This window comes from Methylobacterium sp. Leaf117, assembly GCF_001422985.1.
Taxonomy (GTDB): Bacteria; Pseudomonadota; Alphaproteobacteria; order Rhizobiales; family Beijerinckiaceae; genus Methylobacterium.
This window is the reverse complement of sequence record NZ_LMNL01000012.1, coordinates 555,871-568,791: the sequence shown is the minus strand read 5'-3', so window position 1 is coordinate 568,791 and position 12,921 is coordinate 555,871. Positions and strand designations below refer to the sequence as shown.

11 protein-coding genes are annotated in these 12,921 nt (G+C 66.9%); 6 read left to right on the top strand and 5 right to left on the bottom strand.

Going from position 1 to position 12,921, the window contains the following annotated elements; genetic code table 11:
- Window positions 1-11 precede the first annotated feature (11 nt).
- Window positions 12-1,388 (top strand): aminotransferase class I/II-fold pyridoxal phosphate-dependent enzyme, encoded by a 1,377-nt coding sequence (locus ASF57_RS09565; RefSeq protein WP_056183977.1) that lies wholly within the window; start codon window positions 12-14, stop codon window positions 1,386-1,388.
- A gap of 439 nt (window positions 1,389-1,827) precedes the next feature.
- Here the strand turns inward: ASF57_RS09565 and ASF57_RS09560 are convergent, their stop codons facing one another.
- On the bottom strand, window positions 1,828-3,204 hold the full coding sequence (locus tag ASF57_RS09560) for an Nramp family divalent metal transporter (protein ID WP_082503834.1): 1,377 nt from the start codon (window positions 3,202-3,204) through the stop codon (window positions 1,828-1,830).
- Between the two features lie 189 nt (window positions 3,205-3,393).
- The gene (locus ASF57_RS09555) at window positions 3,394-5,091 is read right to left on the bottom strand and encodes a PAS domain-containing methyl-accepting chemotaxis protein (RefSeq protein WP_056183982.1); all 1,698 of its coding nucleotides are present in this window, start codon (window positions 5,089-5,091) and stop codon (window positions 3,394-3,396) included.
- Window positions 5,092-6,129: 1,038 nt separating this feature from the next.
- Between ASF57_RS09555 and ASF57_RS09550 the strand changes: the two genes are divergently transcribed.
- Both ASF57_RS09550 and ASF57_RS09545 read left to right on the top strand, forming a co-directional pair.
- A complete protein-coding gene (locus ASF57_RS09550) occupies window positions 6,130-7,158 on the top strand; it encodes a DUF2865 domain-containing protein (protein ID WP_056482337.1) in 1,029 nt (342 codons plus the stop codon).
- A gap of 82 nt (window positions 7,159-7,240) precedes the next feature.
- A complete protein-coding gene (locus ASF57_RS09545; RefSeq protein WP_056482333.1) occupies window positions 7,241-8,158 on the top strand; it encodes an MBL fold metallo-hydrolase in 918 nt (305 codons plus the stop codon).
- A 6-nt stretch (window positions 8,159-8,164) separates the two neighbouring features.
- Here the strand turns inward: ASF57_RS09545 and ASF57_RS09540 are convergent, their stop codons facing one another.
- Window positions 8,165-8,944: a DUF1499 domain-containing protein gene (locus ASF57_RS09540; RefSeq protein WP_056183988.1), complete on the bottom strand. Its 780-nt coding sequence runs from the start codon at window positions 8,942-8,944 to the stop codon at window positions 8,165-8,167.
- 139 nt (window positions 8,945-9,083) lie between these two features.
- Here ASF57_RS09540 and ASF57_RS09535 point away from each other — a divergent pair, with 139 nt between their 5' ends.
- Window positions 9,084-9,566: a MarR family transcriptional regulator gene (locus tag ASF57_RS09535; protein WP_056183991.1), complete on the top strand. Its 483-nt coding sequence runs from the start codon at window positions 9,084-9,086 to the stop codon at window positions 9,564-9,566.
- Here the strand turns inward: ASF57_RS09535 and ASF57_RS09530 are convergent.
- On the bottom strand, window positions 9,563-10,291 hold the full coding sequence (locus ASF57_RS09530; protein ID WP_056482328.1) for an HAD family hydrolase: 729 nt from the start codon (window positions 10,289-10,291) through the stop codon (window positions 9,563-9,565). The two genes, ASF57_RS09535 and ASF57_RS09530, sit on opposite strands and share 4 nt — an antisense overlap.
- Entirely contained in the window at window positions 10,281-10,820 is a 540-nt protein-coding gene (locus ASF57_RS09525) for a hypothetical protein (protein ID WP_056482802.1), read from the bottom strand. The genes ASF57_RS09530 and ASF57_RS09525 overlap by 11 nt, the downstream gene beginning before the upstream one ends.
- Before the next feature lie 117 nt (window positions 10,821-10,937).
- On the opposite strand from ASF57_RS09525, the gene ASF57_RS09520 reads away from it, so the two are divergent.
- Window positions 10,938-12,335 (top strand): aminotransferase, encoded by a 1,398-nt coding sequence (locus tag ASF57_RS09520; RefSeq protein WP_056183997.1) that lies wholly within the window; start codon window positions 10,938-10,940, stop codon window positions 12,333-12,335.
- A 358-nt stretch (window positions 12,336-12,693) separates the two neighbouring features.
- A complete protein-coding gene (locus ASF57_RS25575) occupies window positions 12,694-12,852 on the top strand; it encodes a hypothetical protein (RefSeq protein ID WP_156376036.1) in 159 nt (52 codons plus the stop codon).
- Window positions 12,853-12,921: the final 69 nt, after the last annotated feature.

Sequence of the window (12,921 nt, the reverse complement as noted above, 5' to 3'; positions counted from 1 at the left end):
AGCGTTTCCGCATGAGCAATCCCGCGAGACCGGATGGTGGACGCGCGGCCCTGGCAGGCTTCGTGACGAACCGCCTCGGGCGCAACGCCAACCGTCCGGCCACCGCGCGCCCGGCGCCGCGGCCCTCGGGCGATTCCTCGGTGCAGAATTTCGAAACGCTGCCGGGTTATCGCGAACTGCGGCTTCAGCGTTCGGCCGCCGACCTGATCGGCCTCGGTAACCCGTTCTTCCGGGTGCACGAGACCAAGGCCGGCGCCACCACGCGCATCGCCGGCAAGTCGTTCATCAACTTCTCGTCCTACGATTACCTCGGCCTCAACGGGCATCCGGACGTCAATGCCGCGGCCGCCCGCGCCATCGAGACCTACGGGACCTCGGCCTCGGCGAGCCGCATCGTGGCCGGCGAGCGCCCGGGGCACCTCTCCCTCGAGAAGGCCCTGGCTGACCATTACGATACCGAGGCCTGCGTCGTGATGGTGAGCGGACACGCCACCAACGTCACGACGATCGGTGCCCTGCTCGAGCCCGGCGACGTGATCTTCCACGATTCCCTCAGCCACAACAGCATCGTTACCGGCGCGCAGCTCTCGGGTGCCCAGCGCCGCTCGTTCTCGCACAACGACCTCGACGCCCTGGAAACCCTGCTCGGCGCAACCCGCCACGAGCATCGCCGCGCGCTGATCGTGGTCGAGGGCCTCTACAGCATGGACGGCGACGCGCCGGACCTCGCCGCCCTCATCGCCCTCAAGCAGCGCTACGACGCCTGGCTTATGGTCGACGATGCGCACGGCCTCGGCGTCCTCGGCCGGACCGGGATCGGCCTGGCCGAGCATTGCGACGTTGATCCCCACGGCGTCGACATCTGGATGGGCACACTCTCGAAGACGCTGTCGACTTGCGGCGGTTACGTCGCCGGACCGGCCGCGCTGATCGAGTACCTCAAGTGCACGGCCGGTGGCTTTATCTACAGCGTCGGCATCTCGCCTCCACTGGCTGCCGCTGCGGAGACGGCGCTTGAGATCATGCATGCCGAGCCACACCGCGTGGAACGGCTGCGCCAGAACGGACACCTGTTCCTGTCCTGCGCTAAGAAGCATGGACTCGACACAGGGACGAGTCTCGGCCTGGCGGTCATCCCCGTCATCGTCGGCGACTCCCTGAAGTCGGTGACCCTGTCGGATCGCCTCTTCAAGCGCGGTATCAACGTACAGCCGATCATCCACCCGGCCGTGCCGGAGCGCGCCTCGCGCCTGCGCTTCTTCATCACGTCCGAGCATACGCCGGAACAGATCCGCGAGACCGTCGACGCGGTCGCCGAGGAATTGGCGGCGATCGAGAAGGGCGGCTCCCTCATCGAGCAACTCATGGCCAAGCGCGGAAAGCCGTAGGCTCCGAGCCTCGACGCTCGATCCCGTCACCTGCGCGACTTCTGGGCACCGGCGTTCGCGCCGGTGCTTTTTTGCGCTCACACGCGATGCGGCGGATTGCCCTCAGCCCCTGAGCAGGAGACACTGACGTCGCTATCTGTCGTCTATCGCAACCGGAACCCGGCCCGGACTGCGACGTTCGTCCTCTGCCCGTCGGTCAGGAGCCCGTCATGAGACAATCGACTGTCGCCTCCATCGCGCGACGTCTGATCAAATCTGTTGCCGCAACTGGCCGGTCGCTCGTCGATGCGGTGCTGGAAGGCGCGATGCCCGCGCCGCAGCCCGTGCCGGTACGGATCAGGACCGATCGGCGTCGCTAAGGCGGTACGGCGTCCCGATCAGGTTGTGGGACAACCAGGGTGACTCGGGAGGCCGGACAGGACGTCCGGCCTTTTGTCGTTCAAGCGCCCGCAATCGTATCGAACAGCAGCTTGAGGTTCAGCACGACGATGATCGCCGCGATGATCCAGGACAGGATCTTCAGCCAAGCGGGGATGACGTGGGGACCCATCTTTGCTTTGTCGGAGACGAAGGCGACCAGCGGGATGACGGCGAATGGCAGCTGCATCGACAGCACCACTTGGCTGAGGACCAGCAGCTTCGCGGTGCCCTGTTCGCCATAGAGCGCGGTCACGACCACGACCGGCACGATGGCGATGCCGCGGGTGATCAGCCGCCGCGCCCAGTCCGGAATGCGCAGCCGGAGGAAGCCTTCCATCACGATCTGCCCGGCCAGGGTCGCGGTGACCGTCGAGTTGAGGCCGGAGGCCAGCAGCGCTACGGCGAACAAGGTCGAGGCGATGCCTGCGCCGAGGAGCGGCGACAGAAGCTCGTAGGCCTGTTCGATCTCCTGGACGTCGGTCCGTCCCTGGGCGTGGAACACCGAGGCCGCCATGATCAGGATGGCGGCGTTCACGAACAGCGCGAGCATCAGGGCGATGGTGGAATCCGTTACCGCGAAGCGGATCGCGCCGCGCCGCCCGGCCTCGGTCCGGGGATAGGCCCGCGTCTGCACGATCGACGAGTGCAGGTAGAGATTGTGGGGCATCACCGTGGCCCCGATGATCCCGATGGCGATGTAGAGCGCGGCCGGATTGGTGACGATCTCGGGTGACGGCAGGAAGCCCCCGAGGACGGCCTGGATCGGCGGGGCCGCGAGGGCAATCTGCACGCCGAAGCTGACGAAGATGACCACCAGCAGGGCGATCACGAACGCCTCCAGGGCGCGGAACCCGCGCCGCATCAGGAGTAGGATCAGGAAGACGTCGAGGGCAGTCAGCGTCGCGCCGAGCACCAGCGGGATGCCGAACAGGAGCTTGAGGGCGATCGCCGTTCCGATCACTTCGGCGAGGTCGCAGGCGATGATCGCCGCTTCGCAGGCGAGCCACAGCACGATGCTGACCGGTCGGGGATAGTGATCGCGGCAGGCCTGCGCGAGGTCGCGTCCCGTGGCGATGCCGAGCCGGGCGGACAGGGCCTGCAGCACGATTGCCATGAGGTTGGAGAGCAGGATGACCGAGAGCAGCGTATAGCCGAACTGCGCGCCACCCGCGATGTCGGTGGCCCAGTTGCCCGGGTCCATGTAGCCGACCGAGACCATGTAGCCCGGGCCGATGAAGGCGAGGAGGCGGCGCAGCCAGGTGCCGGTCGCCAGCACCGGCACGCTGCCATTCATGCGTCCGAGGCTCGGCTGCGCGTGCGATGGATCGCTGAAGCGCCAGGATTGACCCGTGTCGCGAGGGGGAGACGGAAGCGTGATGGATTCGTTTCGAGCCATGCTTGCGCGCGTTTCCAGCGGGAGAACCATCGGGCAGCAGAACCATCGGCCCGTAGCGCCGCCCGGGACCTCATAGCATGGGCTATATTACGATCCAACGGCTATGTCCGGGGCTGGAGGCGACCGCGCGCAATCCGCTCGATGCCTCTCGCCGGGTGCCTGTCGCTCAACGCCTTCCGCTCGGTGCCTTCAGGATGCCAGGGCTTGCAGGTTGCGGTCGATATCGGCCACGCCGTGTGCTGCGGTCTGCATGCTCATCGAGATCTCTCGGGTGACGGCGCTCTGTTCCTCCACTGCCGAGGCCACGCCGGTCACGAAGCCCCGAACAGCCTCGATCGATTGTCCGATCGCCGTCAGGGACGTGACCACATCGCCGGAAATCGCCTGCATCGCCTTGATGTCGTCGGCGATGCGCGCGGTGGCGCTCGTGACCTGGTTCGAGAGGTTCTTGACCTCGCCGGCCACGACGGCGAAGCCGCGCCCGGCTTCGCCCGCGCGTGCGGCCTCTATGGTGGCGTTGAGCGCCAGGAGATTGATCTGCCCGCCAACGCCCTGAATCAGCTGCACGATCCCGTTCATCGAACTGGCCGCACTCGCGAGTTCGCCCGTCGAGCGATCGGCTCTCTGAGCCCGGACATCCATCTCGTCGACTTCCTGTCGGGAGCGGGCGAGGCTGCCGGCAATCTCGGAGATCGAGGCGTTCAGTTCCTCGGCGGCCGAGGCGACGGCCTGGACGTTGGTCAGGGTCTGCGTCGAGGCCTCGGCGGCCTCGATCTGCGAGCGCATCCGGGCCGAGACGTCGGTGGCGTACTTGACCACCTTGAACGGCTTGCCGCTCATGTCGAAGATTGGGTTGTAGGACGCCTGGATCCAGATCGTGCGACCGCCGGCGCCCACGCGCTGGTACACCCCGGCCTGGAATTCACCCCGGCGCAGGGCCGCCCAGAACGCTTGGTACTCGGGCGAAGCGGCATGGGCGGCATCGACGAATGTGCGGTGGTGCCGGCCGCGGATCTGATCGAGGCCATAGCCGAGCGCGGATAGGAAGTTCGCGTTGGCATCGAGTACGTGACCGTCGAGATCGAAATGGATCACACCCTGCGAACGGCCGATGGCTTCGACCTGACCCTGCAGTTCTGCGTTGCGCAGCTTCTCGGCAGTGATGTCGGTGGCGAACTTGATCACCTTGAGGGGCCGACCGGTTGGATCGAGGATCGGGTTGTAGGTCGCTTGAAGCCAGATGTCGCGGCCGTCCTTGCCGATCCGGCGGAACTCCCCCGACTGGAACTCGCCTCGCGCGAGCGCTGCCCAGAACGCCCGGTAGGGCGCCGTTTCCCGTTCGGCCGCATCGACGAAGAGGCTGTGGTGCTGGCCCTTCAGCTCCGACAAGCTGTAGCCGACCGCATCGAGAAAGTTCGCGTTGGCGGTGAGGATGGTTCCGTCGAGGGCGAATTCGATGACACCCTGCGAACGACCGATCGCCTCGACCTGACCCCGGGTGTCAGCGCTGCGCAGTTTCTCGGCCGTGACGTCGGTCGCGAACTTGACGATGCCCGTGGTTTGGCCGTCGCGGCCGGGGATCGGATTGTAGGTCGCCTGCAGCCAGATCTCGCGGCCGTTCTTGCCGAGGCGCTTGTACTCGCCGCGCTGATATTCTCCCCGTGCCAGCGCGGCCCAGAACGCCGTGTAAGCCGGGCTGTCGCGTTCCGCCGGGTCCACGAACATCCGGTGGTGCTGGCCTTGGACCTCCGCGAGATCATACCCCACCGTTCCAAGAAAGTTCGTGTTCGCGCTTATGATCGTTCCATCGGGCGCGAATTCGATCACGGCCTGAGAGCGGTCCAGAGCCTGCAGCTTCGCCGATGTCTTGTTGCCGAAGAAAGTCATGGACGGGATCCTGGGCGTGGCAGCACCCCGCTCGGCTTGGGGAGCCAACGGGCACGCAGTGAGCGCGGCGGCGATAGGAGGGAACTCTTGCGGTTGGGGTGATGAAATCAGTCGAGCGAAGTGATCTTCTCTGAGGATCAGGAACCGAGTCGAGTTGTTGGTCACCACGCCGGATTGGGTCCGTCCTTCGTGAGCCGTTGGTCCGGTGCTTTGTAGAAATGCCTGGGTTCGGTTGGCTTCCCGACGCTTAGTATGCCTCGAAGATGTTCGCCCCTTGCCAGCCCGAAGAAACAAACCAGCCCGAATAACCAAGCTCGATCTGTTTAACTTTTTGTTTCTTGTGTCCGACCGTTTATGCAACAGATTTATTAAAGTTGATTTAAAGTTCAGATAAATTCAATGTGACATGTAATCGAAAGGCTTGATCTATGATGTTATCATGCATGAGCATCGGTTTTTCCGGTGTCGAGGTAATAAATCTCAGGTCATCCATCCGCAGGCCCGAAAGTGCCCATTGAACCGGCGCGAGCTTTTCTGCGCAGTTTCTGAAAGTCTTGCCTCATAATGAGCAGGGAGCATCTTTGAAGTAGAGGCGAGAACAAGCGTTTTTTCGAATATACAACCATAGATTATAGAACCTCTGCGTTTCGCTTTTCTTCCGTCAAGCAGGTGGGAGCGCAAAGAATCCAAACGGAGTTCCATTCTAATTGGGGAGGTTGCGGTTCGGCCCCGACCCTACGGACGACATTCCGCGCCGCGAACAAACCGCAGGTCCCGGACGCTGCGCCGACGCATGCGCCCGCTTCGCTCGGACCCGAGATCGGCCGCGGCCGGCCAATGGTCCGGGACCCCCGGTCTCTCTCTGATCGGATGCCGGGGAACGGTGCCTTGCTCCGATCCCTTCGTCTCGGTTGTTTGCCGCCGTTGCGTCCGGTGCGTCCTGCTGTGTAGCTGGAGGGGCCGGACCGCCCCGGCGCCATCTTCGCCGCTTGACGCGGGGACACCATCGTCGGCGGGCATGGCCAGGGGGCCGCAGGAATGAATTGGCAGCGTCTCGCACCGGCCGGCACGCGTCAGCAAATGACGGTGACGGCCCTGGCCGGCCTGCTGCTCGGTTTCGGCGGCGTCACCGCCGGGACGACTCTGGTCCAGGCCTCCGAGCGCAGCGGCCTGTTCGGCTTCCTGGAGACGATCTTTCGCGCTTCACCGCCGGCGCCGGTCGCGATGGCACGGGTCAATCGCCGCCCGGCCCATTACGCGTCGCTTCCCGATGCCCGGCGGGTGACGGCAGCAAGGGCGATTCGCCAGACACGGCGACCCGTCGCCGACGCGTCGCCAGTGCGGCGAACTCTCAGGCGTCGCGCCGACGCACCGGCCATGGTGGTCAAGGGGAATGCTGGGGCGATCGGTGGCTTGACCCACGCGATGCTAGGGGCACGCACGGTCTGCGTTCGGTCCTGCGACGGCTATCTGTTTCCGCTGGGCCGCCTCGCCTCCCGTGCGGACCTGCCGATCCACGAGGCCGCCTGCGCAGCCGCCTGTCCGAGCACGGCCACGCGTCTGTTCACCCTCGCAGGCCGGGACACCGAGCTCGACCGTGCGGTCGGCCTCGACGGAAAGCCTTATCGCAGTCTGGCGGTGGCCAATCTCTATCGCACGAAGCGTGTCGCGCACTGCGCCTGCCAGCCCGAGCAGGGGATCGCCACGCCCCTGCCGATCCTCCAGGACCTGACCCTGCGTGCCGGCGACGTGGTGGCCACCGAGGCGAGTGCCGTGGTTGTCGCGTTGCGGCGGTCCGGCGGCTTCACGATGGTGGATTTTCGGGAGGCCAGTGGTCTGTCCCGCCGCGTGCAGCGGGACATCGACGCTAAGGTCGATGTGGTCCGGCGGGAGGCCGACGCCCGCGCCTTCCGCAAGGCCCTGCGCACCGCCGATCGCTCGGGTCGCGTCCGCGTGGCCGCCACCTCGGGGTTCGAGCCCGCACCTCCGCCGATCGAGGTCGAGCCGCGCTTCGTCCCGGCGCGCCCACCCACACGGATCGTGATGGCGTCGCCCTTCGTGTACTGAGCGGCCTGCCGGATGCCGCGCATTGTCCGGGGTGCGGCGATGGCATAGGCCCGCGGCGATATCCACGCGGTGAGGAGCCGGCATGAGCGAGACGCAGACCGATCCCGTTCTCGACGAAGCTCAGCCGCCGAGTGGAGAGACGGTGCGGCTGTCGCCGCTGGTCCGGCGGCGCATCGCGCCGAACGGGGGCCCGTTTACCGCCACCGGTACCTGCAGCTACATCGTGGGTGCCGAGAGCGTCGCGATCATCGATCCCGGACCGGAGAACGCGCACCACATCGCCGCGCTCCTCGAGGCCTGTGCGGGAGCCCCGGTCGCGGCCATCCTGGTCACCCACACCCACCGCGATCATTCGCCCGGCGCCCGCCTCCTTCAGGCTCGAACCGGTGCGCCGATCGTCGGGTGCGGCCCGCATCGCGCGGCACGGGCCCTGGCCGAGGGCGAGTTTCCGCATCTCGATGCCAGCGCGGACCGGGATCACCGGCCCGACCGCGAACTGCGCGCTGGCGAGATCATTGCGGGGCCGGGTTGGACCCTGGAGACCCTGGAAACCCCCGGGCACACCATGAACCATCTCGCCTTCGCCCTGCGGGAGGAGGCCGCCCTGTTCTCCGGGGATCACGTCATGGCGTGGTCGACCAGCATCGTGGCGCCGCCCGACGGCTCGATGCGGGCCTACCTGGAGTCCCTTGACGCGTTGCGCAGCCGCGACGAGACGATCTACTGGCCCGGCCATGGCGGCCCGGTCCGCGATCCCCGTCGCTTCGTGCGCGGCCTCGCCACGCACCGGCGCCAGCGCGAGACGGCGATTCGATCCCGCCTTGAGGCCGGGGATCGGGACATCGGCGCCATCGTGGGAGCGATCTACCAGGGACTGAACCCAGCCCTGCGCGGTGCGGCGGCCCTGTCGGTCTTCGCCCATCTCGAGGATCTGGTCGAGCGCGACCTCGCGCGCTGCGACGGACCCGTTCTGCTCACCAGCCGTTATGCGCCGGTCTGAGGCCGGTCACTTCACCGCGATGGCGAGGTTGGCGACCTCGTCCAGATAGGCGCGGATGCGGTCGGCGTTGCTGCCGAGATCGCGGGTTCCGAGACGCGAGGCGGAGCGGACGTCGATGCGGGCGCCATCGGCGCGCGGGTGGACCCGGACCGTGACGTCATCGGCGAGATTGAGGATCGGTCCGCGCGACACCGCCTCGATCCGTCCATTGCCGATGCGACCGCCGGGCCGGATCGCCTCGACGATCTGCCAGCGCCGGTTCACCGCCGCCTTGCGGGCAAGCTCGAAGGCTTCGTCCGCGTCGAGGTCGAGGGTGAGTGGGGCGATCTGCGGATAGGCCGCGCGCTGGGCGGCGCGGGCGGCAGGTCCGGGATCGGGCGGGTAGCGCCCGTCGCGTGCGGCGAAGGCGGCGCGGGAGCGCGAGAAGGCGGGCGGATTCTCGGTATCGGTGGTCACGTCCGCGATTCCCGGGAGCCGCAATCCGCGCAGGGCCGCGAAGGACGGGTAGGCGAGAACCAGGCTCGCCAGGAACACGCCCGCCAGCGCCGCACCGAGACCGCGCGCACCCTCGCGCCAGACCCGTACGAAGGCGATCAGCGCGAAGGCGACGGCGACTAGGGCCAGCACCAGTCCGGCGCCGAGGGTTGCCAGTGCCGGCCCCGCCTCGGCCCGGGGATCGCGCACCAGGAGCAGGGCGAACACCGTCACCAGTACGGCGAGGATCGCGACAGTGCGCGCGGCCGGGCCGGCTCGGGTAACGGGATCCTCGTAGGGCAGACGACGCATGCTGTGAGGGGATTCGCTGTCCGGAGGGTCGCGGGGCGGTGTCGGGCGAGCTTTACCGGTCCGCGACCGGCGGCGCCACCCGCACCGTGCATCGCACCGCTTCCGAGACTCGGCGCCGGTCTGCTATAGCCACGCCACGATGTCGCCAGCCCCGCCTTCCCCGACGCCCGCAGAGGCCGCCGATCCGCTGCGGGTCTGGTTCCGCTTCATCCGCCTGAACCGCCGGGTCACCGCGGCGATGGCCGGGGAACTCCGCGGTCTCGGCCTGTCCATCCCGCAATTCGATGCGCTCTCGACCCTCACCGAGCGCGAGGGCATGACGCAGCAGGACCTCGCCGCCCGGCTCTACGTCACCAAGGGCAACGTCTCGGGGCTGATCGATCGCCTCGTTGAGGCGGGCCTTGTGGAACGCCGCCCCATCCCGGGCGACCGCCGCTCGCACGCCCTTTACCTCACCCCGGGCGGAACCGACCTGGCGACCCGCGGGATCTTGGCTCAGAAGGCCTATGTCGACCGGACCCTCGGCCAGTTGCCGGCCGAGGACATCGCGGATTTCGAGCGCCTGGTACTGCGATGGCGCGATCTGGCCCGGGACCAACCAGTTTCGGACAACGAGAGTTAGAGGCCGAGCAGCGCCGGCAGGTCGGCGATCGAGTCGAGGATGTGATCGGCCAGCGGCCCCATCTCGTCGCGGGCCGCCGGGCCGAGGGGGCCGCTGAGCACGGCGATTGAAACCGCTCCGGCGCTTCGGGCCGCGACGAGGTCGTAAGGGGAATCCCCCACCATCGCGATCCGGCGGGCCGGGACGCCGAGATGATCGGCGAAGGCCGTGACCATGCCGGGCTTCGGCTTGGACCCGTGCCCGGAATCATAGCCTACGACGAAGGCGCAATGCGGATCGAGGCCCAGCGCCGCACATTGGGCCCGGGCCGAGGCTTCGGCGTCGTTGGTGGCGATGCCGAGCGCGTAGCCGGCGGCCACGAGGGTCGCGGCGAGCTGCGCGGGCGCCTTGATCGGGGTCAGCGAGGCCAGTCCCGCTGCGCGGAAGAGCGCGTCCATCTCGGCATAGAGCACCGGTCCCGCCGGGCGGCCCAGCACGTCGGCCCAGAGGGGACCGTATCCCGCCGACGAGCCGGCGATGAGCGGCGAAGTCGGCAGGAAGCGTTGCTCTTGTTCGACGTAGTGACTCACCCGCATCAGGGCCTCGAGGCGGCCCCGGTCGCCGCCCGACAGGTCGGACATCACGGCGTAGGCGGCCGGCCCCCAAGTCCGGTCGAAGTCCACCAGAGTGCCGTCCTTGTCGAACAGGATGCCGCAGATCGTGCCGCCGAGCGAATCAGGCCGCATCGCGCACCTTCTCGACTTCGATGATCACGCCCTGTGGCGTCATGCGTTCGCGGGCCACCATGCGGTCGCCGGGCTCGAACACGCCCAGAGCCACGTCGCGGTCGGGCAGCACCACGGTCGTGGTCTTGTTAAGGTGGACCAGGACGTGGCGCTTCTGGGCCAGGGACGATACGGCCCAGCGCTTGAGCTGGCCGTAATAGGGCTCGCGCCGCCAAGCGTTCGGCTGACCAGGATCGACCTGCACGTTCATGTGTCGCGAAACCGGATCGAGGCTCAGCACCATCTTGGCCCGCTCGGGCTTCCATTCCGGTCCGAGCCAGGCTTCCGTCATCCAGAGGCAGTGGAAGGCGCGGCAATGGTCGGGCCGCGTCGCGTGGATGGCGCAACCCCGTCCCTGTCGGGTGTGCCGGCACCATTGCCCCGCCATGCTTTCCACTGCCGGCACGTCGTAGACCTTGCAGCAGAGGGTGCACGATCCGCAGGCGCGGCCGGGGGCCGGATGGGCCACGATGGTTGCAGGGTCGAGCATGGCGCTTTCCATTTGTGGCCTCACGCCGGTTGCGACGTCGCGCGGGTTTGTACGGCGGGCAGCCCTCGTTACAGTCACGCACCCATGTCGGCCATCGTCCAACCGTCAGGCAAAAATATGCTCTCGAACCTCGCGACTCGCGACGTCGAAACCCTGATCCATCCCTACACCAATCTGGAGACCTTTCGGGAGACGGGACCCCTCGTGCTCGAACGCGGTCACGGGGTCTGGGTCTATGACAGCGACGGCCGGCCCTACCTGGAGGGCATGGCGGGCCTGTGGTGCACGGCGCTCGGCTACTCCAACGAAGAATTGGTCGAGGCGGCCAGCGAGCAGATGTCGCGCCTGCCTTTCACGCATCTCTTCTCGGGCCGCAGCCACGACCCGGCGATCGAGCTGGCCGAGACCCTGAAGGAGTTGATGCCGGTTCCGACCTCGAAGATCTTCTTCACCTCATCGGGCTCGGAAGCCAACGACACCCAGGTCAAGCTGACCTGGTACATGAACAATGCGCTCGGTCGCCCGCGCAAGAAAAAGATCCTTTCCCACCTCCGGGGCTATCACGGCGTCACGGTCGCCACCGCGTCGATGACCGGCCTGCCCGCCAATCACGCCGATTGGGACCTGCCGCTGCCCGGTTTCCTGCATGTGGGCTGCCCGCACCATTATCGCTTCGGTCAGGAGGGCGAGAGCGAGGACGCCTTCACCACCCGACTCGCCGCCGAACTCGAAGCGGTGATCCAGCGGGAGGGGGCGGATACCGTCGCGGCCTTCATCGCCGAACCGGTGCTGGGCGCCGGCGGCGCCATTCTGCCGCCCACGGGATACTACGCCAAGATCCAGGCGGTGCTCGCCCGGCACGACGTGCGCTTCATCGCCGACGAGGTGATCTGCGGCTTCGGGCGCCTGGGAACCTGGTTCGGCTCGGAGGCGATGGGGATGACGCCGGACAGCCTGTCCTTCGCCAAGGCGCTGACCTCGGGCTACCTGCCGCTGGGCGGCGTCTCGGTGGACGAGCCGCTCTACCGCCTGATGGTGCAGCAGAGCGCCAAGCTCGGCACCTTCGGACACGGCACCACCTATTCCGGGCATCCGGTGGCCTGCGCCGTCGCCTTGAAGACCATCGCGATCTACAAGCGCGACCGCATCGTCGAAGGCGTTGGCGAGAAGGCGCCGCATTTCCAGGCGCGCCTGTCGGCCCTCGGTCAGCATCCGCTGGTCGGCGAAGCGCGCGGCATCGGCCTCATCGGCGGCATCGAACTCGTGGCCGACAAGGCCACCAAGCGCCAGTATGAGCCGAAGGCCGGGGTTGCGGCACGCTGCGTCGCCTTCGCCCAGGCGGAGGGCCTGATCGTCCGATTCCTGGCCGGAGACCGGATCGCCATCTGCCCACCTCTTGTGATCGCGCCGTCGGAAGTGGACGCGCTGTTCGATCGGCTCAGCCGCGCCCTCGACCGGACCGTCGCCTGGATCGCCGAACAAGGGCTGGTCGCGGCTCCGGTCCCGTCGCGCTGACCGCGACAACATGCTTCGCCGATCGTCTTCGGTAAACTAGTCTTCGCAATGCATCATTATTTTGCGTTGCAATGCACCTGATGCTTAAGTGCTTTGATGAAGGGAATCGCAACCGAAATCCTTATCAGTCGAAGGATTGCGACAGGTTTAAGCTTTCATTCAGGTTGAGGCCGGCTTTATGGTTGCATCGTTGCTCGATAAGCGTCCGGGTGGAACCAAACGGTGCCCGTGAGACGTGCATGGCTTATAATGAGGCAGATCATCTCACTAAGCTGGTCGGCCACAACAGGACATCGGTTGCATGTACCCCCGTCGACAGACTTCGAGCCAAGCTCAACGTTCGGGCCGATCCTCCATCATGGTTGATCATCAAGCCGAGACGTTCCGTCCCGTCGCGCTTCCGGCCCTGGCGGCCGCCGTACAGGTCACCGCCACGGCCCGGAAATCGGACCGGTCCGTGATCGTGAGCGGCCCGCGTTCCTCTCGCTTCGAGCACGAGGATACGCCCCTTTCCTGAGATGGTCGGATCGGTCGCCGTCACCGGCTGATTTCAACGAATCCGGTATCGCTTCGTCAATGCATCGGG